The organism is Kocuria sp. SM24M-10, from assembly GCF_001027955.1.
GTDB classification, from domain to species: domain Bacteria; phylum Actinomycetota; class Actinomycetes; order Actinomycetales; family Micrococcaceae; genus Kocuria; species Kocuria oceani.
Window position 1 is genome coordinate 20,444 of record NZ_LDNX01000030.1, and the last position, 21,709, is coordinate 42,152.

Here is a 21,709-nt window from a genome sequence, read left to right on the forward strand (position 1 = left end):
GCGCCCCGGACCGCGCTCAGTCGCCGCGGTCGTCCTCGAGACGCTGCTGGGCGACGTCCCGCACGCCGTCGACCCCGGAGAGCTGCACCGCGGCCGTGCGCAGGTCGGTCTTGCCCTCGAGCCGCAGCAGCAGCTCCACCTCGGGCCGCCCCGGGCCGCCGATCCGGCGGCTGGAGACCACGGAGGCGCTGAGCTGGAGCTCCTCGACCACGGCCAGTACCTCCCGCAGCACCCCGTGGCCGTCCGCGTAGCGCAGCCGCAGTCCCTGCGGCGCCACCATGCGCGGCAGCCGGCGGGACAACGGCCCCAGCGCCACGGCGGAGAGCAGGTGCAGACCGGTGGCGACGACCGCCAGAGGCACCAGCCCGGCCCCGCAGGCCATGCCGATGGCCGCCGAGAGCCAGATGCTCGCGGCGGTGGTCAGCCCGTGCACCACGTCCCGGTTGGTGAAGATCACCCCCGCCCCCAGGAAGCCGATGCCGGTGACGATCTGCGCCGCCACGCGGGAGGGGTCCGGGCCGGCGTCGATGCCCGGCAGCGCCCCGAAGCCGTAGGCGGAGACCAGCGTGAACACGGCCGAGCCCGTGCCGACGAGGGCGTGGGTGCGCAGCCCGGCGCTCTTGCGCCGCAGCCGCCGCTCCAGGCCCACGAGCGCGGTGAGCCCGAACGCCGCCACCACCAGGGCCAGCTGGACCGGGACCCGGTCCCAGTCGGCGAAGTCCATGGCCGCTCCTCCCCGCGTGGTGACTCGATTGAACACCAAGTCCGCGTGCTGCGGAACGGGCGGCCGCTGCGGGCGGGGGAACGACGACGGGCCGGGCGCCCCGGAAGGGGTGCCCGGCCCGTGCCGGATGCGTGGCTCGCACGCTCGACGGGTCAGCCGTCGATCACATCATGCCGCCCATGCCGCCCATGCCGTCGTCGGCACCGGCGCCGGCGCCCGCGGGCTCCGGCTTGTCGGCCACGACGGCCTCGGTGGTGAGGAACAGCCCGGCGATGGACGCCGCGTTCTGCAGCGCCGAGCGGGTGACCTTGACCGGGTCGTTGATGCCCGCGGCCATCAGGTCCTCGTACTCGCCGGTGGCGGCGTTGAGGCCGTGGCCCAGGTCCAGGCCGCGGACCTTGTCGACGACCACGCCGGCCTCGAGACCGGAGTTGATGGCGATCTGCTTGAGCGGGGCGTCGATGGCGACCTTCACGATGTTCGCGCCGGTGGCCTCGTCGCCGGTGAGCTGCAGCTTCTCGAACGCCTTCTGGCCGGCCTGGATCAGGGCGACGCCGCCGCCGGCGACGATGCCCTCCTCCACGGCCGCCTTCGCGTTGCGCACGGCGTCCTCGATGCGGTGCTTGCGCTCCTTGAGCTCGACCTCGGTGGCGGCACCGGCCTTGAGCACGGCCACGCCGCCGGCCAGCTTGGCCAGCCGCTCCTGCAGCTTCTCGCGGTCGTAGTCCGAGTCCGAGTTGTTGATCTCGGCGCGGATCTGGGCCACGCGGCCCTCGATCTCCTCGGCGGTGCCGGCGCCGTCGACGATGGTGGTCTCGTCCTTGGTCACGACGACCTTGCGGGCCTGGCCCAGCAGGTCCACGGTGGCGGTCTCCAGGGAGAGCCCGACCTCCTCGGTGATGACCTGGCCGCCGGTGAGGATGGCGATGTCGGCCAGCTGGGCCTTGCGGCGGTCGCCGAAGCCGGGGGCCTTGACGGCCACGGACTTGATGGAGCCGCGCATCTTGTTGAGCACCAGCAGGGCCAGGGCCTCGCCCTCGACGTCCTCGGCGATGATCAGCAGCGGCTTGCCGGCCTGCATGACCTTCTCGAGCACGGGGACCAGGTCCTTGACCGCGGAGATCTTGGAGTTGACCACGAGGATGTAGGGATCCTCGAGGACGGCCTCCTGGCGGTCGGCGTCGGTGACGAAGTAGCCGGAGAGGTAGCCCTTGTCGAAGCGCATGCCCTCGGTGAGCTCGAGGTCCAGGCCGAAGGTGTTGGACTCCTCGACCGTGATCACGCCCTCCTTGCCGACCTTCTCCATCGCCTGGGCGATGAGGCGGCCGATCTCGGGGTCGCCGGCGGAGATGGACGCGGTGGCTGCGATCTGCTCCTCGGTCTCGACCTCCTTGGCGGAGGCCAGCAGCTCCTCGGTCACCGCGGCGACGGCCTTCTCGATGCCGCGCTTGAGGCTCAGCGGGTCCGCCCCGGCGGCCACGTTGCGCAGGCCCTCCTTGACGAGCGCCTGGGCCAGCACGGTGGCGGTGGTGGTGCCGTCGCCGGCGATGTCGTCGGTCTTCTTGGCGACCTCCTTGACGAGCTCGGCGCCGATCTTCTCGTAGGGCTCCTCGAGCTCGATCTCCTTGGCGATGGACACGCCGTCGTTGGTGATCGTGGGGGCGCCCCAGGCCTTCTCGAGGACCACGTTGCGCCCGCGCGGGCCGAGGGTGACCTTGACGGCGTCGGCGAGGGTGTTCAGACCCCGCTCGAGACCGCGGCGTGCCTCTTCGTCGAAAGCAATCATCTTTGCCATGTGACTTCGTCCCTCCTGGACGGTAGACAAACGGTCGACCTCCACGGTGCCCGCGACGGACGGCGCGCACGGCGGCGGGCTCTTCCCGACGCCGCACGGCACCTCACCGTGGTGGTTGAGGTGTCACTCCTGTGCCGGTGGCTGCCCGGGCCGGGCCGGGGACCGACCCCTTAGCAGTCCGCACGACTGAGTGCTAATCGCAATCTTGGCACTCGTCCGGGGAGAGTGCAAACCCCCTGAGCCGGTGTCGCTCAGCCCTGCCACTCCTCGCGCAGCAGGCCGTAGATCATCCGGTCGTAGTACTCGCCGCCGACCCTGCGGGCCCGGCGGAGCCGGGCCTCCTCGGTGAAGCCGAGCTTCACGGCCACCCGGCACATGCCCACGTTGCCGCTCCAGGTCTCGAGATCGAGCCGGTGGGAGTCGGAGCGGGCGAAGAGGTGGTCGATCCACAGCCGCATCGCCTCGGTGCCGTAGCCGCCGCTCCAGTGCTGCGGGGAGTAGACGGTGATGCCCAGGGAGCGCAGCGGCAGCAGGTGCGTGCCGGTCCCGGGGTCCTCGGTGGGCTTCTCCGACCAGTACCAGGACACCTGCCCGATGAAGCGGCCGGTGGCGGCGTCCGCGATGACCATGGTCTCGCGCGGGTCCGGCCAGTCCTGCGCGGTCACGTGCGCGCGCAGGGTGGTGAGCCAGCGCTGGGCGCCCTCCGCGGTGAAGTTCGGGTAGAACGGCCCGTCCGTGCGCTGCCACTCGTGCTCGCCGCCGCCCTCGGGCGGCATGATCCACGTCTCGTACGCGGCGAGGTCCTCCTCGGTCCAGTCACGGAGGTGGACTCGGCTGCCTGCGATCTGCACGGTGCTTCCTTCCGGGGCGTCTGGCACGGGGTGCGGGGGCCGGGTGCGGGTGCCCGGGTCCCCGGTGGTGGGGCGGTGCCGGTCAGGGCTGCGGGGACGAGACGGCCGGGGCGGGTGCCGGGTCCGCGGCGCCCTCCAGGAACGCGTACGCCCCCACGCCGAGGGTGAGCAGACCGGCCACGACGATGGCGGTCAGCTCCCCCGCGCCCACCCGGGCGGTCGGGCGCAGCCCGCGGTGGGCGCCCTGGCGCGGGCCGTCCTCGGGGACGTCGTCGAACTCGTCGGGCGGGTACTGGCTCATCCGAGGTCCCCGCGCTGCCGGCGCAGCCGGCCCACGAGCATCGGGTCGTGCTCGAGGGCGGCGCGGCTGTCGATGAGGACGTTGAGCCGCTGGTAGTAGTGCGTCGGGGAGAGCCCCAGGCGGCGTCGGATCTCCATCTCCTTGGCCCCCTGGTACTTCCACTGCAGGTTCTCGATCGCCAGGATCTCCCGGTCGGTCTCGTCGAGCCCCGGGCCGGCCCCGGCCGGGGCCGCGTCCGCCCCGGGATGCTCCCCCGCCGCGGGGTCGTCCCCGGTCGGCTCCTCCGCCGCCGGGTCCTCGGCGGCGGCGTCCTCCCCGGTCACCGGGACTCGGCCCGGGGCCGCAGGGTGACGGTGGTCAGCTGCGCGTCCTCGCCGGCGTCCACGACGGCGCGCACCGCCGCGGCCACGGACTCGGGGCGGATGTAGCGCTCGGGCTCGTACTCGTTGCCCAGACCGGCCTGGATGTCCCGCTGCATCTGGGTGTCCACGGGCCCGGGGTGCACCGAGCTCACCACGATGCCGTCGGCCTCCACCTCCTGGCGCAGGGAGTCGGCGAGCGCGCGCAGCGCGAACTTCGAGGCGGCGTAGACGGCGTCCCCGGCGCGTGCGGTGAACCCGGAGCCCGAGTTGAGGAACACCACCGTGCCGCGGGTCGCGCGCAGGGCGGGCAGCAGGAGCCGGGTCAGCTCCGCCGGGGCCACGACGTTGAGCTCGAGCTGGCCCCGCCAGTCGTCCACCGAGGCCGCCGCCACGGTGGTGCGGCCGGCGCGGGCCGCCGAGTGCACGAGGACGTCGACCCGGTCGAGTCCCTCCAGCGCGGCCGGCAGCCGGGCGAGGTCGGTGAGGTCCGCGGCGCGGACGGTGACGTGGGGCAGCTCCGCCAGCTCGGCGAGACGGGCGGGCTCGCGGCCCAGGGCCACGACGTCGTGGTCCCGGGCCAGGTCGGCCACGCACGCGCGGCCGATGCCTCCGGTGGCCCCGGTGACGACGGCGACGGGTCGGGGATCGGTTGCGCTCATGCGCCCACTCTAACCAGTCCCCCGCCGGTCCCGCCCGCCTCGGACCGGAGGCACCGGGACGGTGGCGGCCCCGGTATCCTGGCCCGCAGCCGACCACGCGGAGGATCCCCATGGCAGTCGAACCCGAGACCTCGGGGGCCCCCGGGGAGGACCCGGACAGCGCCGAGAAGCCGTCCTCGCCCACCCAGATCAGCAAGCCGTCCTGGAGCTACGTGCTGCGCCGGACCGCGCACGAGTTCCGCCGCGACGAGTGCACGGACTCGGCCGCGGTGATGACCTTCTTCGCCGTGCTCTCGGTCTTCCCGGCCCTGCTCGCCGTGGTCTCCCTGCTGGGCGTGGTCGGCCAGGCCGAGGCGACCGCCGAGACCCTCCTCCGGCTGCTGCACGAGTTCGGCGTGCCGGACCAGGCCGTCGCCGTGGTCGAGGGCCCGGTCCGCGAGCTGGCCGGGTCCCCCTCGGCGGGGCTGACGCTGGTCACCGGACTCCTCGGGGCCCTGTGGACCGCCTCGGCCTACGTCCGGGCCTTCGGCCGGTCCATGAACCGGATCTACGAGGTCGAGGAGGGCCGGCCGTTCTGGAAGCTCTACCCCCTGATGGTCGGGATCACGCTGCTCCTGGTGGTCCTGGCCGTGGGCATGATGATGCTCCTGCTGCTCTCCGGGCCGGTCGCCGAGCGGCTGGGCGAGCTGGTGGGCCTGCCCGGGAGCACCCTGCGGCTGTGGCAGGCGGCACGGGTCCCGGTCATGCTGGCCCTGCTCGCCTTCATGGTGGTCCTGCTCTACTCCACGACCCCGAACGTCCGGCAGCCCCGGTTCCGCTGGCTCGGCATCGGCTCGGTGACGGCGATCGCGGTGATGGCCGCCGCGACGGCCGGCTTCAGCTACTACGTCTCCAGCTTCGGCAACTTCAACGCGACCTACGGCGCCATCGGCGGGGTGATCGTGCTGCTGCTGTGGATCTGGATCATGAACACCGTGCTGCTGGCCGGGGCGGAGTTCAACGCAGAGACGGAACGGGCCCGCCAGCTCCAGGCGGGGATCGCCGCCGAGGAGAACCTGCGCCTGCCCCCGCGCGACGTCCGGGCCGCGCGGAAGCTGCGGCAGAAGGAGCAGGAGCTGGTGGAGGAGGGCCGCGACCTCCGCCGCCGGTACGCCGACGTCGACTACCGCGAGGCCGCCGGCCCCGAGCGACCGGCCTAGAGTGGTGCCCGGGCGAGGGACGCACCTCCTCGCCCGGCCGGCCACGACCCTGCCGGGCGGCCACAGGCACACCGTCACAGACACCGAGCACCGACCACCGACCACCGACCACCGAGGAGCAGCGTGAGCGAGCCCCAGCCCCTGGACACGATCATGGCCCCCGACTGGGCCGAGGCCCTGGCCCCGGTGGAGCCGCAGATCCGGCAGATGGGCCGGTTCCTGCGCGAGGAGCACGCCGACGGGCACCGGACCCTCCCCGAGGGGGCGGCGGTCTTCCGGGCCTTCCAGGACCCGCTGGAGCAGGTCCGGGTGCTGGTCGTCGGCCAGGACCCCTACCCCACCCCGGGCCACGCCATGGGCCTGTCCTTCTCCGTCCAGCCGCACGTGCGCCCGGTGCCGCGCTCCCTGCAGAACATCTACAAGGAGCTGCAGGACGACCTCGGCATCGACCCGCCCGAGCACGGGGACCTCTCCGCGTGGTCGCGGCAGGGCGTGATGCTCCTGAACCGGGTCCTCACCGTGCGCGCGGGCGCCCCGGCCTCCCACCGCGGCCGGGGCTGGGAGGCGGTCACGGAGCGGGCCATCCAGGTCCTCGCCGCCCGCGACCACCCGCTCGTGGCGATCCTGTGGGGCAACGACGCCCGCAGCACCGCCAAGTGGCTGGACGGGCACCCCACGGTCGAGTCCGCGCACCCCTCTCCGCTGTCCGCCTCCCGCGGGTTCTTCGGCTCCCGGCCGTTCTCCCGCACCAACCACCTCCTGGAGGAGCAGGGCACGGACCCCGTCGACTGGCGGCTCTGAGCCCCGGCCCCGCTAGGGTGGAGCGCATGACGACGACGCCCGGGTCCGCTCCCGCACGCCCCCGCAAGCCGCAGCTGAACCTCACGGTGCGCCGGCGCGAGCAGCTCTCCCCGTCGATGGTCCGGGTCGTCCTGGGCGTCGACGAGCCGGAGCGCTTCCAGGACATCGCCCCTCCGGAGAAGTACGTCAAGCTCGTGTTCCTCGGCCCGGCCGCCGAGCACGCGGCCACCGGGCACCCGGCGGCCGGGCGCCCCGCCCCGGGGCCGAACCCGGACTACTGGGCGCTCAAGGAGTCCCTGCCGCCCGAGCACCAGCCCGTGACCCGCCACCTGACGATCCGGCGGTGGATCCCGGAGCGCGCCGAGCTGTGGATGGACTTCGTGCTGCACGGCGACGAGGGCTGGGCGGGGCCGTGGGCCGCCCGCGCCGAGCCCGGGGACCGGATCATCGCCCTCGGCCCGGGCGGCCGGTGGACGCCGTCCGCGGAGGCGGCATGGACCCTGATCGCCGCCGACGACGCCGCGATCCCCGCCGCGCTCGCCGTCCTGGAGGCCCTGCCGGCGTCCGCGCACGGCGAGGTGGTGCTGGAGGTGGACTCGCCCCGCGACGTCCTGCCCGTGACGGCCCCGGCCGGCATGGCGGTGCGCTGGGTGTTCCGCCGGGACACGGCCGAGGGCGTCCCCGCGCTCGTGCGGGCGGTGCAGGAGGCCGGCTGGCCCGCGGCGCCCGAGGGCGTGCAGGTCTTCGCCCACGGGGAGCGGGAGGCCATGAAGGCCCTGCGCGACGAGCTGTTCGGGCGCCGCGGCCTGGAGCGCGACCAGGTCTCGCTGTCCGGCTACTGGGCGCGGGGCCGCACCGAGGACGTGTTCCAGGCGGAGAAGAAGCTGCCCGTCGGCATGATCCTCTGAGCGGTCCCGGGCACCGCCGCCCGGACGCTCAGCGGCGCCGGTTGCGGCGGGTGCTCGTGCCGTTGAGGTGGCCCACGAAGGGCCGCATGAGGTACTTGCCGAGCACCACGCCCGAGGCCAGGGCCACGATGGAGGCCATCGCGTTGACCAGCCCCACGATCCCGGGCCCGTAGGAGTCCGTCTCCACGGTGATGGTGTACAGCCCGCGGAAGATGGACAGCCCGGGCAGCAGGAAGGTCATCGCGGGGATCGCCAGGATGAGCTGGGGAATCCGGAGCCGGGCCGCGAGGACGGTCGCCACGCACCCGCTGGTGACCGCCGCGAGCGCCGTGTCCAGGCGGGCGCCCACGCCGGCGGCCATGCCCGTGTGGTAGACCACGAGCCCGCCGAGGGCCGCCGCCGTGGTGGCCAGCACGTGCCGGGGCTTGGCCTGCATCGTGACCGCGATGAGCCCGGTGGCGATCAGCATGAACACCCCGTTGGTCAGGGGCCCCACGGGGTCGAAGGCGCTCTGCGAGACGTCGACCCGGGGCATCCCCGCGTAGCCGGCGACGGAGATGCCCCCCGCGATGCCGGCCACGAGGCCCAGGAACGCCATGGAGGTGGACAGCAGGCGCCCGGCGGCCGTGACGGGGAAGCCGTTGATCGCGTCCTGCATCGTGGAGACCATCCGGGTGGTGGGCAGGAGCAGGATGATCCCGCCCGCGATGACGCGCGCCGGGGACAGCTCCAGGCCCGACCAGGACAGCAGCAGCGCCATGGTGGTGAGGATCCCGGACTGGGCGGCCATCGTGAAGAACTCCGGGATCCGCCAGGCGCCCAGCCGGTGGGCGACGAACTGGTTGAGCACCGAGGACAGGCCGGCGACGAGCGCGCCCAGGACGCCGCCGCCGATGCCCACGGTGATGGCCACGGCCGCGGCCGCCGTGGCCGTCCGCACCATCCACCGGGGGTAGGGCTTGGGCTTGGCGTTGATCGCCTCGAGCCGCCGCTCCGCCTCCCCGCGGGGCATCTCCCCGCCCGTGATGTCCGCGACCAGCTGGTGGGTCTCGGCGAGCCCGGCGTAGTTGTCGGTCCAGGACCGCACCACCCGCATCACCGTGTGGCTGTTGGTGTCGGGGTCGTTGAAGACGTCCTCGCGGGTGCGGGTGTCGTCGCCGCCGGCCCGGTCGTCGGCGCCGCCGGCGCGGTCGTCGGCGATGTAGTTGATCGTCACGGCCTGGTTGGTGATGTCCACCTCGACGTTCTCGACGCCGTAGGTCGTGCACACCGCGATGATCGCGTTCTCGACGTCGAGGGCGTCCGCGCCGTAGTGGAACATGGTCTCCGCGAGCCGCAGCGCGAAGTTCAGGGTGCGCCGGGCCTCCCGGCTGGTGGACTCCCCGAACCGGCGCAGGTTGGCGAAGGGCGAGGCGCTGAGCCGTTCGACCACGCGCATGGGGGCGGTCGGGGCCGCCTCCCCCTGCAGCATCGAGCGCAGCCGGGAGCGTCCGCCGGGCCGGGCGGCCTGGGCGCGGGTGGAGGGGTAGGCGCCGCGCTGCATCCGGTCGGCGCTCTTGCCCGGGGCCGGGACGGGGCCGACCGTCGTGGTCTCCGGGCGGGAGACGGGACCCGTGTCGGTGCGGCGACGGCGCCGGGCCGATGTGCTCAGCGGCGCCGTCTGCGCGGCGGAGAGCAGCTCCCGGCGCTTCTCCGGCTCGGGGGTGTCCCCGTACTGGCGCAGCAGGCGGGTGCTGAGCACGGGCAGCGCCTGCGGGGCGTCGGGCACCACGTCCGCGGCGGCGTGACCGGCCCGGCGCCGGGCCAGCAGGGCCTGCGCCTCCGTGGGGCGCACCAGCGGGGTCCCGGCGCCGACGAGGGCGACCGGGCGCGCGGCCCCGGTGAGGGTCGTGTCTCCGCCGGGGCCGAACGGTTCGACGACGTAGGCGTCGGGCTCCTCGCCGCCGTCGGAGGAGGGGTAGGCGGCGGACGGACGCAGAGGGGTGCGCTGGTCGGTCACCAAGCGGCGCTCCTCCTTCCTGGGGGCGGGGGCGGGGGCCGGGCGGGGCCGGGTCAGTAGAAGGGCTGTCCTGTGCGCCGGACCCACAGCTGGCGCTGGACCTTCTCGGCCACGTTGGTCCACACGGCGTACTTCGCCGGGCTCAGCACCTGGTCGTGGACGCCCACGAAGTCGACCACGGACTTGGTGAAGCTCGTCTTGAACAGCCCCAGCCCGTAGTAGGGGTGCTCCTTGTTCTTGAGCTGGTCGCTGGGCGGGGTGCCGCAGAAGTCGTACTCGACGATCCCGTGCTCGCGCATCAGGTCCGTGATCGCCGTCCACTGCAGCAGGTGGGAGTCGCCGTACTGCCGCCGGCGGGGCTTGGAGCCGCCGTCCTTGTACGTGCCCTTCGTCCCGTAGGCGATCACGTAGGCGCCCACGGAGGGCTCGCCGTCCTCGTAGGTGAAGTAGAGCCGGCCCTGGCCCGCCTGCTCGAAGGCGGTCCAGAACTTCGCGTAGTACTCGTAGGAGCGCAGGTTCACGTTGGCCTCGCCCTGGCCCACGGTGTCCATGAGCGCGTACATCCGCCGCATGTTCTGCTCGGTGAGCTCCACGCGCTCGACCGTGCAGCCCTCGCGCAGCGCCCGCCGGACCGCGTTGCGCCCGCGCGAGTGCAGGGACTTCAGGACGGCCTCCTCGTCCCGGTCCGTGGCGAGGATCGCGGTCGAGTCGTTGGGCTGGATGTCGAAGGACTTCTTCAGCCCCGCGCGGGCGAGCACGCCCTTCGCGTAGTCCGAGTCCAGCACGTCCGGCTCGATCTTGATCGCGAAGACGTTCAGCCGCTGCTCGGCCACCAGCCGGGCGTTGGCCGCGGCGATCCCGGGGATGTCGTCCACGGAGGCGACGTCGGGGCCCTTGATCATGTACCACAGGCGGCCGAGCGCCGGCACCGTCTTCTCGAGGACCAGGTTGTAGGAGGCCTTCCCGCCGCCGACGGGCTCGTGCACGAGGTGCAGGGGACGCCAGCCGTGGTCCGCCTTGACGTCCGCGAAGGACGCGGACTGCAGCAGGTTGCCTCCTTGGGGGTTCGCCGTGACGTGGGCGTCCCAGTCGGCGATCTCCTGGTCGGTGGCGAAGCGTGCGGTGAACTCTCGCAAGGCTCTCTCAATCGTCGGAAGGGTCGGGGGTGCCGGGCCGGGAGCGGCCGCGGGGCCGGCGGGGACCGGCCCGAGCCAGTCTAACCGCGCAGGCCTGAGCCGGTTCTGAGCCGTGCGCACCCCGCGGCCGGGCGGGTGCTCCGGCGGGTCCGGGGCCCGGCACGGGGCTGTGTATTCTGTTCAGGCGATTCGCACCAGCACGCAGACGCAACGCACGAGACGCGGTCCGCCCCTCGCCGGGGAACCCGGACCAGGGAGGTGGCGGAAGCCGTGGGCGGACCGGGCGGACGCTGGAGCATCGCGCGCGCCGCGGTGCTCGTGGCCGGGCTGACCGCCGTCTCGACCGTGCTGGGCTTCGTCCGGGACGTCGTGATCGGCGCCGTGTTCGGCGCCGGCGCGCAGCTGGACGCCTGGTTCGTGGCCCAGGGCGTGATGAACGTCGTCCTCGGCCTGATCGCCTGGGCGATGGCCCGCTCCGTGACTCCGGTGACGGCACGCGAGGCCGCCCGGGAGCGCGCCGAGGGCACCGGGTGCCGGGGCCACCGGGGCTTCGAGGTGTCCCTCACCCTCACCGTGCTCGTCCTCGGCCTCGCCGGGGTGGTGGTGGGCCTGCTCGCGGCGCCCGTGACGAGCCTGCTCGCCCCGGGGTTCGACGACGCGCAGACGGCCACCGCCGCCGCGCTCACCCGCATCGTGCTGGTGGCGACCGTGCTGGTGGCCGGCACCGATCTGCTGGCCTCGCTCGCCCAGGCGCACGGGCGCTTCGCATGGTCCTCGCTGCAGGGCGTGCCGTTCAACCTGGTGATGATCGCCGCCGCGGGCGTGTTCGGGCCCCGGTACGGGATCACGGCGCTCGCGGTCGGCTACGTGGCCGGGTCCGCCGCGCGGCTGCTGATGCAGCTGCCCCCGGTGCTGGCCCTGGGGGCGCGGATACGGCCCCGCTGGGAGCTGCGGGACCCGAGCTTCCGGGAGATCGTCCGGCTGGTCCCGCCCATGCTGGTGGGCAACGCCGTGGTGAACGTCAACACCCTGGTCGACCGCGCCGTGGGCTCCACCCTCGGGGACGGGGCGATCTCGGCGCTGTCGTACGGCTGGCGCCTCGTCGACCTGCCCGAGACCCTGGTCATCGCCGCGCTCCTGGCACCCCTCTACCCCGCGCTGGGCGCCGCCGCGGACGACCGCCCGGAGCTGCGGCGGCTCGTGGACCGCGGGCTGTCCGTGGTCGTGACGGTGCTGACGCCGATCTGCACCGTGTTCGTGGTGGCCGCGGCCCCGCTGGTCGCCACGGCGTTCGGCCACGGGGCCTTCGACGCCGGGGACGTGCGGGCGACGGCGACGGCGGTCGCCTGGTACGCCCCGGCCCTGCTCGCCCTCGGCTGCCGGCAGGTGGTGGTCCGCGCCTCCTACGCACTCGGCGACTCCAGGGGCCCGGTGGTGGTGGCCGTGCTGGCCATGGTGGTCAACGTGGCCGGGGACCTCGTCCTCGCCCCGCTGATGGGCCTCGCCGGGATCGCGGCGGCCACCACCGCGTCCCTGGCCGTGGCGGCGCTGCTCAACGCGGGGCTGCTGCACCGGCGGCACGCCGGGCTCGACCCGCGGTCGGCCGCGGGCCTGCTCGGCCGGGCGCTCCTGCTGGCGGCCGTCGCCGGCGGCGCCGGGCTGGGCGTGCGGGAGGCGCTGCCCGTCCTGCCGCCGATCGTGCTCGCCGTGGTCCTCGCCGCCGTGGTGGGCGGGACCTACCTGTTGGGCCTGGCCGCCCTGCGCGCGCCCGAGCGCCGCCTGCTCGGGGAGGTCCTGGGCGCGGTGCTGCGGCGGCGCTGAGCGGGGCTACCGGCTGCGGGCCGCGCCCGTGAGGCGCCAGGTGGCCAGGTGCCAGGCGGGGCCGGGGTCGCGCGGGTCCCACACGCTGTGCTGGGCCCCGCGGCCCCAGCGGAGCGTGTCGGCGACGTCCGCCGCCAGGCCGCCGCGGCGCTCGGCGGCGGCCCGCCGGAGATCCCCGCCGAGCCAGGCGTAGCGCACACCGGTCCGGGCGTCCGGCAGCTCGGGCACCGGGCAGCCCAGCGCCAGACGGGCCCAGGCGTCGGCCAGCCCGGGGCGGGCGGCCTCCGCGAGGGCCATGGAGCCGAAGAACCGGCCGTTGAGGTCGATGAGCTGCGGCACCCCGTCCTCGCCGGTCAGGAACTGCAGCTCCACGAGCCCCCACCAGCCCAGCTCGCGCAGCAGCGCCTCGGCGCGGGCCGCCAGCTCCTCGTCGACAGGGACCGTGCGGGCGCGCGCCGAGACGCCGTGGGGCGTGGGCCACAGCCGTGAGGTGGCCTGCTGCACCCGCCCGTGCAGGCGACCGTCGCGCTGGACGCCGATCAGCGCCCCGAGGCTGCCGTGCACGGGCTGCTGGAGGACCGGATCCGCACCGGCGGCGCGGATCCGGTGGACCTGGGCGGCCGCGGCGCGGGCGTCCGGGAAGAGCTTGGCCTCGATCCGGTGGGGGCGGGTCTGACCGGGGGCCCAGTGCGCGCGGCACTTGACCACGACCGGCCCGGTCCAGGACGCGAGCGCCTCGTCCGTGGCCGGCAGCGTCTGCGGAGCGGCCAGTCCGGCGCGGGCCGCCCGTGCGGCCAGGCCGACCTTGTCGAGGGCGGCCGCGACCACGTCGGGGCCCGGGTGGGCCACCTCCGCCGGGATGTGCCGCCGGTACGCGGAGACGGCGGCCATCCAGTCGTCGCCGGCGCCGAAGACGATGTCGTAGGCCCCCTCGGCGACCGCCCGGCGGACGCCGTCGATGAAGCCGTCGGCGTCGCCGCGCGGCCGCGGCACCGCGTGGCGCGCCGCCGCCGCCCGGGTGGCGCCCAGCATGCCCGGGCCGTCCGGTGTTCCCACCCCGACCACCCAGCCGGCCCGTTCGAGGGCGCGCGCACCGGCCAGGGCTCCCCGGTCCCGGCCGGTCCCCACGACCAGCGCCCGGCGCGGTTCGGACCCGGCGCCCCCGGTGCCCCCGGTCCGCCGGTGGTCGGGTCCGGGCGGTGGTGGTGCGGGCGTCATCGGTCCTCCATCAGGGTGTGCGGGCATCCCTCCCACGGTAGTCCCTGGCCGCAGGCCCCGGCCGCCGGGCCGGACACCCCGGCGCCCGCCCACCGGGGGTGGACGGGCGCCGGGGTGCCGGTGCGGCGGAGGCGACTACTCGGCGTCGTGGTCCGTCTCGAGGATGCGCACGAGGTTCTCGAGCGCGTCCTCGGCGCCGTCCCCCTCGGCGCGGAGGACCACCTTGTCCCCCTGACCGGCGCCGAGGGACATCAGCGACAGCACGCTGGAGGCGTCCATGGCCTCGTCCGCGGGCTCGCCCTCGGCGGCGATGGTGATCTCGAGGTCGTACTCCCCGGCCGCCTCGGCGAAGATCGCGGCGGGGCGGGCGTGCAGGCCCACGGAGGATGCGATGGTTGCGGTGCGTTCTGCCATGGTGGTTCTCCTTCGGTGTGCGGGGTCCTGGGTTCGGGGCCCCTGTGGGTGGTGTGGTGGCGGCCGGCGCGGGCCGCCGGTCAGAGGCCCAGCTCGGCGAGCACGCCGAGCTCCGCGCGCACTGCGGCGGCGGCCTCCTCGGCGCTGGGCTGCTGGACGGCGAGCGCGGCGAGGGCCTGGGCGGTGCCCATGTCCACGCTGCGCAGGACGGCGGCGACCGGGGCCAGCCCGCGGGCGCTCATGGACAGGGTGTGCACGCCGAGGCCCACGAGCACCACGGCCAGGGCGGGATCGGCCGCGGCCTCTCCGCACACGCCCACGTTGCGCGGTCCGGCGCCCTCGGCCTCGGCCTCCCGGGCGCCCTGCACGGTGCTCCGGACCATCCGCAGCACGGCGGGCTGCCAGGGGTTGTTGAGCTCCGCGAGGGCACCCATCATCCGGTCGGCCGCCATCGTGTACTGGGTCAGGTCGTTGGTGCCCAGGGAGACGAACTGCACGTGGCGCAGGATCTGGTCGGCGGTCACCGCCGCGGACGGCGTCTCGACCATGACCCCGGGCACCCGCAGGCCGGCGGCGGCGGCCATCCGCGCGAACTCCTGGGCCTCGGTGGTCGTGGCGATCATGGGGGCCATGACCCACACCTCGGCGTCCGTGGCCTCCTCCGCCCGCGCGATCGCCTCGAGCTGCCGGGCGAGCACCCCGGGCACCGCGCGGTCCGTGCGGTAGCCGCGCACCCCCAGCGCCGGGTTCGGCTCGGAGGTGTCGGTGAGGAACGGCAGCGGCTTGTCCGCCCCGGCGTCGAGGGTGCGCACGACGACCTTCTTGCCGGGGAAGGACGCCAGGATCGCGGTGTACTGCTCGACCTGCTCCTCGACCGACGGCTCCTGGTCCCGGCCCAGGAAGCAGAACTCGGTGCGCAGCAGCCCCACGCCCTGGGCCCCGGCCGCGGCCGCGGCCCGGGCGTCCTCGGGGGTGCCCACATTGGCCAGCAGCGGGATCTCGGTGCCGTCGGCGAGCACGCCGCGGCCGTCGAAGCCGCTGCGCGCCCCGGCGCTGCGCACCCAGGCCTCGACGAGCTCCCGCTCGTCCGCGCCGGGCTCGGTCCGGATCTCCCCGGTGGCCCCGTCCACGTAGACCTCGGTGCCGTCCGGGACGCCCTCGACGTCACGGGCGGCCACGACGGCGGGCAGCCCGAGGTTGCGCGCGAGGATGGCCGTGTGGGACTGCGGGCCGCCGCCGGAGGTGACCAGGGCGAGCACCTTGGTGGGGTCCAGGGTCGCGGTGTCGGCCGGGGCGAGGTCCTCCGCGGTCAGCACGAACGGCTCGTCCCGCTGCGGGATGCCCGGCATGGGCAGGCCCTGCAGCTGGCACACGAGCCGCGCCCGGACGTCCTGGATGTCCGCGGCGCGCTCGGCCATGTACCCGCCCAGGGCGCGCATCTGGTCGGCGTAGTCGCTCGCGGCCTCCCACAGCGCCCGCTCGGGGGCGAGCCCGCGCCCGGTGATGAGCTTCGCCGCGTTCTTCAGCAGCGCCTTGTCCCCGGCCATGAGCGCGGTGGACTTCAGCACGTCCGCCGCGTCCTTCTCGGTGGCGGCCTCGGCCCGCCGCTTGAGCTCGGCCTTGACCGCGGCCGCGGCCTCCTGCAGGCGTGCCACCGCCGCCTCGGGCTCCTCGTCCTGGAGGCTCAGGCCCGTGGCCGGTTCCGAGACCGGCTTCGGCATGCTCACGAGCTCGCCGATGACGCGGCCCGCGCACACTCCCACGCCTGTCAGTGTCTGCATGGTGTTCCTCTTCCTCGAGAAAAAGCTGGTCGGTCGGCGCACGGGCCCCGGCCGGGGCCCGTGCGCGTCGCTCAGGCGGTGGTCGGCACGGCGGCCGCGTCCTCGCGCGAGCGGGTGGCGTCCGCCACTCGCCCGTGCGCGCCGCCCACGTGCTTCAGGGCGACGACGATGCCTGCTGTGACCACCGTACCGACAACCACCGAGAGCAGGAACATCAGCGGGTTGCCGATGAGCGGCAGGATCCACACGCCGCCGTGCGGCGCCGGGGAGAGCGCCCCGGAGCTCAGGGAGATCGCCCCGGCCACGGCACCGCCCACCATGGTGGAGGGCAGCACGCGCAGCGGGTCGGCTGCGGCGAAGGGAATGGCGCCCTCGGAGATGAAGGACGCGCCCAGCAGCCAGGCGGCCTTGCCGTTCTCCTGCTCGGCCACGGTGAAGTAGCGCTTGGCCACGAGCGAGGCCAGGGCCAGGCCCAGCGGCGGGACCATGCCGGCGGCGATGACGGCGGCCATGATCTCCTGCGGGGCGGTGTTGGCGACGGTCGCGGCGCCCAGGCCGGCGGCGGCGAAGGTGTAGGCCACCTTGTTGATCGGCCCGCCCAGGTCCGCGCCCATCATGAGGCCGAGGATCGCGCCGAGCGCCAGCGCGCTGGCGCCGGTCATGCCGTTGAGCCACTCGGTGAGCCAGGCCATGAACGTGGCGATCGGTCCGCCCAGGACCAGGAGCAGCAGCCCCGAGGAGAACAGGGTCGCCAGCAGCGGGATGATGACCACCGGCATCAGGGAGCCGAGCCAGCGCGGCAGCCGCGGCTGCGCCAGCCAGTAGGCGGCGAGGCCCGCCAGCAGGCCGCCCACGATGCCGCCGAGGAAGCCGGCGCCCATGAAGTTGGCGACCAGGCCCGCGGCGAAGCCGGGGGCGATGCCCGGCCGGTCGGCCAGGCCGTAGGCGATGTAGCCGGCCAGCGCCGGGACCAGCAGCCCGATGGCGAGGGAGCCCATCTTGAACAGCACGGCCCCGATGTACTGGGCGAGGGTGAACTCGCCCAGGCTCCAGATGGTGGAGCCCGTCAGGACGTCGTCGGCGATGTTGGCGATGTCCGCGCCGGCGACCATGAAGCCCAGCGCGATGAGCAGACCGCCCGCGGCCACGAACGGGATCATGTAGCTCACGCCGGTCATCACGGCCTTGCGGATGCGGGTCCCCCAGCCCTCGCGGCCGCCGGAGGCCTCGGCCTCGTCGGCGCTGCCGGCGGCCCCCTGCACGCGCTTGGCGTTCGGGTTCTCGGCGTTGGCGAGCGCCTCCTCGATCATGACCTTGGGCTCGTCGATGCCGCGCTTGACCGGGGAGGCGACGTAGGGCTTGCCGGCGAAGCGGGAGCGGTCCCGGACGTCGACGTCGGTGGCGAAGATCACCGCGTCGGCCGCGGCGATCGTGGCCGGGTCGAGCTTGGTGAAGCCTGCGGAGCCCTGGGTCTCGACCTGCAGGTCGACGCCCATCCCCTCGGCCGCGTAGGTCAGCCCGTCCGCGGCCATGTAGGTGTGGGCGATGCCGGTGGGGCAGGCCGTGACGGCCACGATCCTCCGGCGCGCCGACGCTCCGGGGGCCGGCGCGCTCCCGGTCGGCTCCGCCGTGGCCGGCGCGTCCTGCGTCCCGGGCCGGGACTCGACGGAGGCCGGGACCGCCGCGGCCGCCGTGGAGCCGGCGGTGGCGGTGGCGGCCGCGCCGTCCTCGGGGGCCGGGCTCAGGTCCAGCGCGTCGTCGACGATCCGCACGATCTCCTGCTCGGAGCGGGCCGAGCGCAGGGAGGCGACGAAGTCCTTCTTCATGAGCGAGCGGGCGAGCTTGGCCAGCAGCTTCAGGTGGGTCTGATCGGCGCCCTCGGGCGCCGCGATGAAGAAGACGATGTCGGCGGGGCCGTCCTTGGCGCCCCAGGGGACGCCCTCGGCCAGGCGGGCCATGACGAGGGTCGGCTCCGTGACTGCCGCGGAGCGGCAGTGCGGGATGGCGATGCCGCCGGGGATGCCGGTGGCGGTCTTGTTCTCCCGGGCGATGGCGTCGGCCAGCAGCCCGTCCAGCTGCTCGGCGCGCCCGGTGCGCTGCACCAGGGCGGCCAGCTGGCCGATGACGGTTTCCTTGTCCCCTCCCAGGTCTTGGTCGAGCGAGACCAGGTCGGGGGTGATGAGCTCGGACACGGTGTCCTCCTTGAGCGGCCGGGTCGGTGCCCGGGTGGTGCGGATGAGCTGGAGCGGTTCAGGTGGAGCGGTTCAGGTGGAGCGGATGAGGTGGAACGGGTCAGTCGGCGGCCGCGCGCACGGAGAGCTCGCGCACGGTGACCGCCTCGGGAGTGGTCTCGGGAAGGGACGGGACGCGGGTCCCCGGCAGGGCCGCCGCCGCGGAGCCGGAGGCCACGGCCTGCCGCAGGCACTCCGGCGGCGCGTCGCCGCGCTCCTGGGCGATGAGGTAGCCCGAGAGCGAGCTGTCGCCGGCGCCCACGGTGGAGCGCACCGCCACGGGTTCGTGGACGGCGTGCCAGGAGCCCTCGGCGGCGGTGAGCACCGCCCCGCCGGCGCCGAGGGTGGTCAGCACCGCGCCCAGGCCGCGCGCCACGAGGGCGGCGGCGGTCGCGGCGGCGAGCTCGGGAGCGGCCTCGAGCTCCTCGCCGTCGTGCGTCCCCACCAGCTCGGCGAGCTCCTCGCCGTTGGGCTTGATGAGGTCGGGCAGGGCGTCGTCGGCGGCGGTGGCGCCCCGGAGGGCGGCCCCGGAGGTGTCCACGGCGAACCGGGGCGCCCGCTCCCCCAGGGCCGAGCGGACCCCGCGGACGATCCGCGCGTAGACGTCCTCGGGGGCGCCCGGCGGCAGCGAGCCGGCCAGGACCACCCAGGAGGCGTCCGCCCCGTGTCGCACCAGCAGCTCCACCACCGCGTCGAGGTGCTCGGGGAGCAGCGGCGTGCCGGGGGCGTTGATCTTGGTGGTGGTGCCGTCGGGCTCGGTGATCGTGATGTTCGAGCGGATCGGCGCCCCCGCCGGGACGGTCTCGTAGGGGACCTGCGCGGCGGCGAGCTCGGCCAGCAGCGGGTCGCCGGGGTCCCCGGGCAGCACGGCCAGGGTCGGGACCCCGCTCACGCGCAGGGCCCGGGAGATGTTCACGCCCTTGCCCCCGGCGTCCTGCCGGGCCCCGGCGGCGCGCTGGACGGCGCCGCGGCGCAGCGGGGAGGGCAGCTCCACGGTGCGGTCGAGGGAGGGGTTGAGGGTGACGGTGAGGATCACGCGACGATCACCTCGACGTCGGCCTCCTCGAGGGCGGCGGCCAGCTCGGGGCCGGGGGCCCGGTCGGTGATGAGGGTGTCGATGTCCTCGAGGGACGCGAAGCGCATGAGGGTCTCCTGGTCGTGCTTGGCGGAGTCGCAGAGGACCACGACCCGCCGGGAGGTCTGGATGATGGCGGTCTTGACGACCGCCTCGATGGGATCGGGAGTGCTCAGCCCGAACGTGGCGTGGATCCCGTTGCAGCCCACGAACGCGAGGTCGGGGCGCAGCCGGGTGTAGTGCTCCGCGGCCCGGCCGCCGGCGGCGGCCCAGGTGAGCTTGCGGACCCGCCCGCCCACGAGCTCGAGGCCGATGCCGTTGGCGTCGGCCAGCTTGGCCGCGATGTGCAGGGCGTGGGTGATGATCAGCTGCTCCTGCCCGTCGGCCAGGCTGGAGTCGGTCCGGACGATGAGGTCGGCCAGCGCCTCGACCGTGCTGCCGGCGTCGAGGACGACCGCGCCGGCCCCGCTGTTGCGCAGCAGGGTGAAGGCGGCCTCCGCGATGCGCCGCTTCTCGGGCGTGTTGAGGTGCTGGCGCGAGTGGATGGCCTTCTCGTCGGAGGTGGACTGGTCCACGGAGACCGCGCCCCCGTGCACCCGCCGGAGCCGGCCGGCGGCCTCCAGCGCGGCGAGGTCGCGGCGGACCGTCTCCATGGTGACGTCGAAACGGCGCGCCAGCTCGGCGCCGTTGACCCGGCGGGTCGTGCCCACCAGCGCGGCGATCTCGGCCTGGCGTTCCTCTGCGAACATGACATCCACCTCACGAACTGCGACGACGCAGGGGCCCTGCGTTCCTTTGAGTTTATGTGAGTTCGTGTGGTTTTACCAGGGGTCGTCGTGATCCATTTCACGGAGCGTCGCACGGGCGAGCGATCTCCTGCGGGCGCCCTCCCGGACGGGGCGGGGAGGGTGCCGGACGCCTCGGCGGGGGCGGGCCCGCCGATGCGGCGGGGCCCGCGGGACGCCGATATCATCCAGGGGACGGAGGACGGGCGGGCCCGCGAGCCGGGGCACCCGGCCCCGCGGGGCGGCCGCGAGGAGGCCCTGCGGGGCCCCGGGACGCCCGCGCGGCGCCCCGCGCCGGTCCCTCCTCCGTCGCGGGATCCCGACGGGACCCCGCCGCACCCGACCTGCAGGAGAGCACCCCCATGACGCCCCGTGAGCTCTACGGCCGCTTCGCCCTCGCGGAGGCGGTGACCTGGACCCTGCTGATCCTCGGCATGGTGCTGAAGTACACGGGGGTCTCCGAGGCCCTCGTCCCGGTCTTCGGGATGCTGCACGGGGTCGTGTTCCTCGGCTACTGCCTGGTGACGTGCTTCGTGTGGGTGGACCAGCGGTGGCCGGTGGGCTTCGGCGTGCTCGGCCTGGCCAGTGCCGTGGTGCCCTGGGCCACGATCCCCTTCGAGCGCCGCGCGCAGCGCTCCGGGCGGCTGGCCGGCGGCTGGCGCCTGGCCCCGGGCGGTGAGCGCCCCGCCACCGTGCCGGAGCGGCTGCAGGCGTGGTCCCTGCGCAGCCCGCTGCTGGCGACCCTGGTGGGCCTGGTCGCGGTGGCGGCCCTGACCTCGGTGCTGCTCCACCTGGGCCCGCCGGTCCCCCGCGGCTGAGCCGCGGCGCGGGCGGTTCCGGGTCCCGGGGCCCCGGTATAGCGTGGTCCCCGGGACGGCACCGCCGACCGTCGGCGGGCCACGAGGAGGAACCACGTGACCAATTTCGCCAATGTCGAGCGCCGGCACCTCGCCGCGCTCCTGCGCCGCCTGGGCCCCGACGCCCCCACCCTGTGCGAGGGCTGGACCACCCGTGACCTCGCCGTGCACCTCGTGCTGCGCGACGGGCGGCCCGACGTCCTGGCCGGCCGGGCCCTGTCCCGGGTGCCGGTGCTGCGCGACCGGGCCCGGCGCGCCGAGGAGGCCGTGGCCGGGCAGCCGTGGGAGGAGCTCGTGCGCAAGGTCGAGCACCCGCCGCTGTACTCCCCGGCGCGGCTGGGCCCGCTGGACAAGCGGATGAACACCGTGGAGTTCTTCGTCCACCACGAGGACGCCCGCCGCGCCCAGCCCGAGTGGCACGACCGCCCGCTGCTGCACGACGAGGAGCAGGCGCTGTGGCAGGGCCTGAGCCTCATGGCCAAGGTCATGCTCAAGGACGAGGACGACACCGTGGTGCTCATCGCGCCCTCCTACGGCGCCGTGCGCGGGGGCCGGGGCCGGACCGGCACGGTGCGGGTGCTGCGCGCCGTGCCCAGCGAGCTGCTGCTGTGGGCCTTCGGCCGGCGCGGGCAGGCCCGCGTGGAGGAGACGGTCGAGTAGACCTGGTCCTGCACGGACGGACGGGGGACCGCGCGGCGCGCGGTCCCCCGTCCGTCCGTGGCCGGGTCCCCGGCCTCAGCCGGTCAGCGGAACAGGTCCGCCCGGACGCCCATGATGATCCGGTCACCGGAC

20 protein-coding genes are annotated in these 21,709 nt (G+C 74.8%); 6 read left to right on the forward strand and 14 right to left on the reverse strand.

Annotated features, from left to right (window positions below):
- Nucleotides 1-16: 16 nt before the first annotated feature.
- The 6 genes from ABL57_RS03485 to ABL57_RS03510 form a co-directional block, all read right to left on the reverse strand.
- Nucleotides 17-724 (reverse strand): MgtC/SapB family protein, encoded by a 708-nt coding sequence (locus ABL57_RS03485; protein WP_047802061.1) that lies wholly within the window; start codon nt 722-724, stop codon nt 17-19.
- A 163-nt stretch (nt 725-887) separates the two neighbouring features.
- Complete coding sequence (gene groL, locus ABL57_RS03490; RefSeq protein WP_047802062.1) at nt 888-2,519, reverse strand: chaperonin GroEL; 1,632 nt, start codon at nt 2,517-2,519, stop codon at nt 888-890.
- Between the two features lie 251 nt (nt 2,520-2,770).
- Nucleotides 2,771-3,370 (reverse strand): GNAT family N-acetyltransferase, encoded by a 600-nt coding sequence (locus ABL57_RS03495; protein ID WP_047802063.1) that lies wholly within the window; start codon nt 3,368-3,370, stop codon nt 2,771-2,773.
- Between the two features lie 82 nt (nt 3,371-3,452).
- Nucleotides 3,453-3,671, reverse strand: coding sequence for a hypothetical protein (locus ABL57_RS03500; RefSeq protein ID WP_047802064.1), 219 nt, complete (start codon nt 3,669-3,671; stop codon nt 3,453-3,455).
- A complete protein-coding gene (locus ABL57_RS21100) occupies nt 3,668-3,994 on the reverse strand; it encodes a DUF3263 domain-containing protein (protein WP_047802065.1) in 327 nt (108 codons plus the stop codon). Before ABL57_RS21100 ends, ABL57_RS03500 begins: the two co-directional genes overlap by 4 nt.
- Nucleotides 3,991-4,692, reverse strand: coding sequence for an SDR family oxidoreductase (locus ABL57_RS03510; protein WP_047802066.1), 702 nt, complete (start codon nt 4,690-4,692; stop codon nt 3,991-3,993). Before ABL57_RS03510 ends, ABL57_RS21100 begins: the two co-directional genes overlap by 4 nt.
- Nucleotides 4,693-4,802: 110 nt before the next feature.
- On the opposite strand from ABL57_RS03510, the gene ABL57_RS03515 reads away from it, so the two are divergent.
- From ABL57_RS03515 to ABL57_RS03525, 3 genes are all read left to right on the forward strand, one after another.
- A complete protein-coding gene (locus ABL57_RS03515; protein ID WP_047802067.1) occupies nt 4,803-5,891 on the forward strand; it encodes a YihY/virulence factor BrkB family protein in 1,089 nt (362 codons plus the stop codon).
- 123 nt (nt 5,892-6,014) lie between these two features.
- Entirely contained in the window at nt 6,015-6,692 is a 678-nt protein-coding gene (locus ABL57_RS03520; RefSeq protein WP_047802068.1) for a uracil-DNA glycosylase, read from the forward strand.
- Nucleotides 6,693-6,718: 26 nt separating this feature from the next.
- A complete protein-coding gene (locus ABL57_RS03525) occupies nt 6,719-7,600 on the forward strand; it encodes a siderophore-interacting protein (RefSeq protein ID WP_047802069.1) in 882 nt (293 codons plus the stop codon).
- A gap of 28 nt (nt 7,601-7,628) precedes the next feature.
- Here the strand turns inward: ABL57_RS03525 and ABL57_RS03530 are convergent, their stop codons facing one another.
- Both ABL57_RS03530 and ABL57_RS03535 read right to left on the reverse strand, forming a co-directional pair.
- Entirely contained in the window at nt 7,629-9,599 is a 1,971-nt protein-coding gene (locus ABL57_RS03530) for a threonine/serine exporter ThrE family protein (protein WP_238985960.1), read from the reverse strand.
- Between the two features lie 53 nt (nt 9,600-9,652).
- A complete protein-coding gene (locus ABL57_RS03535; protein ID WP_047802071.1) occupies nt 9,653-10,735 on the reverse strand; it encodes a peptidoglycan bridge formation glycyltransferase FemA/FemB family protein in 1,083 nt (360 codons plus the stop codon).
- 270 nt (nt 10,736-11,005) lie between these two features.
- Between ABL57_RS03535 and murJ the strand changes: the two genes are divergently transcribed.
- Nucleotides 11,006-12,556 (forward strand): murein biosynthesis integral membrane protein MurJ, encoded by a 1,551-nt coding sequence (gene murJ, locus ABL57_RS03540; RefSeq protein WP_047802082.1) that lies wholly within the window; start codon nt 11,006-11,008, stop codon nt 12,554-12,556.
- A 6-nt stretch (nt 12,557-12,562) separates the two neighbouring features.
- Here murJ and ABL57_RS03545 read toward each other — a convergent pair whose 3' ends face one another.
- The 6 genes from ABL57_RS03545 to ABL57_RS03570 form a co-directional block, all read right to left on the reverse strand.
- The gene (locus tag ABL57_RS03545; protein WP_047802072.1) at nt 12,563-13,774 is read right to left on the reverse strand and encodes an ATP-grasp domain-containing protein; all 1,212 of its coding nucleotides are present in this window, start codon (nt 13,772-13,774) and stop codon (nt 12,563-12,565) included.
- A 135-nt stretch (nt 13,775-13,909) separates the two neighbouring features.
- Nucleotides 13,910-14,188: an HPr family phosphocarrier protein gene (locus ABL57_RS03550; protein WP_047802073.1), complete on the reverse strand. Its 279-nt coding sequence runs from the start codon at nt 14,186-14,188 to the stop codon at nt 13,910-13,912.
- 80 nt (nt 14,189-14,268) lie between these two features.
- The gene (ptsP, locus tag ABL57_RS03555; protein WP_047802074.1) at nt 14,269-15,969 is read right to left on the reverse strand and encodes a phosphoenolpyruvate--protein phosphotransferase; all 1,701 of its coding nucleotides are present in this window, start codon (nt 15,967-15,969) and stop codon (nt 14,269-14,271) included.
- A gap of 71 nt (nt 15,970-16,040) precedes the next feature.
- Nucleotides 16,041-18,161: a fructose-specific PTS transporter subunit EIIC gene (locus ABL57_RS03560; RefSeq protein WP_047802075.1), complete on the reverse strand. Its 2,121-nt coding sequence runs from the start codon at nt 18,159-18,161 to the stop codon at nt 16,041-16,043.
- A 100-nt stretch (nt 18,162-18,261) separates the two neighbouring features.
- Nucleotides 18,262-19,236: a 1-phosphofructokinase family hexose kinase gene (locus tag ABL57_RS03565; protein WP_047802076.1), complete on the reverse strand. Its 975-nt coding sequence runs from the start codon at nt 19,234-19,236 to the stop codon at nt 18,262-18,264.
- Nucleotides 19,233-20,024, reverse strand: coding sequence for a DeoR/GlpR family DNA-binding transcription regulator (locus ABL57_RS03570; RefSeq protein ID WP_047802077.1), 792 nt, complete (start codon nt 20,022-20,024; stop codon nt 19,233-19,235). Before ABL57_RS03570 ends, ABL57_RS03565 begins: the two co-directional genes overlap by 4 nt.
- A gap of 398 nt (nt 20,025-20,422) precedes the next feature.
- Between ABL57_RS03570 and ABL57_RS03575 the strand changes: the two genes are divergently transcribed.
- Both ABL57_RS03575 and ABL57_RS03580 read left to right on the forward strand, forming a co-directional pair.
- Nucleotides 20,423-20,878, forward strand: coding sequence for a DUF3817 domain-containing protein (locus ABL57_RS03575; protein WP_047802078.1), 456 nt, complete (start codon nt 20,423-20,425; stop codon nt 20,876-20,878).
- A 96-nt stretch (nt 20,879-20,974) separates the two neighbouring features.
- Nucleotides 20,975-21,577 (forward strand): TIGR03085 family metal-binding protein, encoded by a 603-nt coding sequence (locus ABL57_RS03580; RefSeq protein WP_047802079.1) that lies wholly within the window; start codon nt 20,975-20,977, stop codon nt 21,575-21,577.
- Nucleotides 21,578-21,709 lie beyond the last annotated feature (132 nt).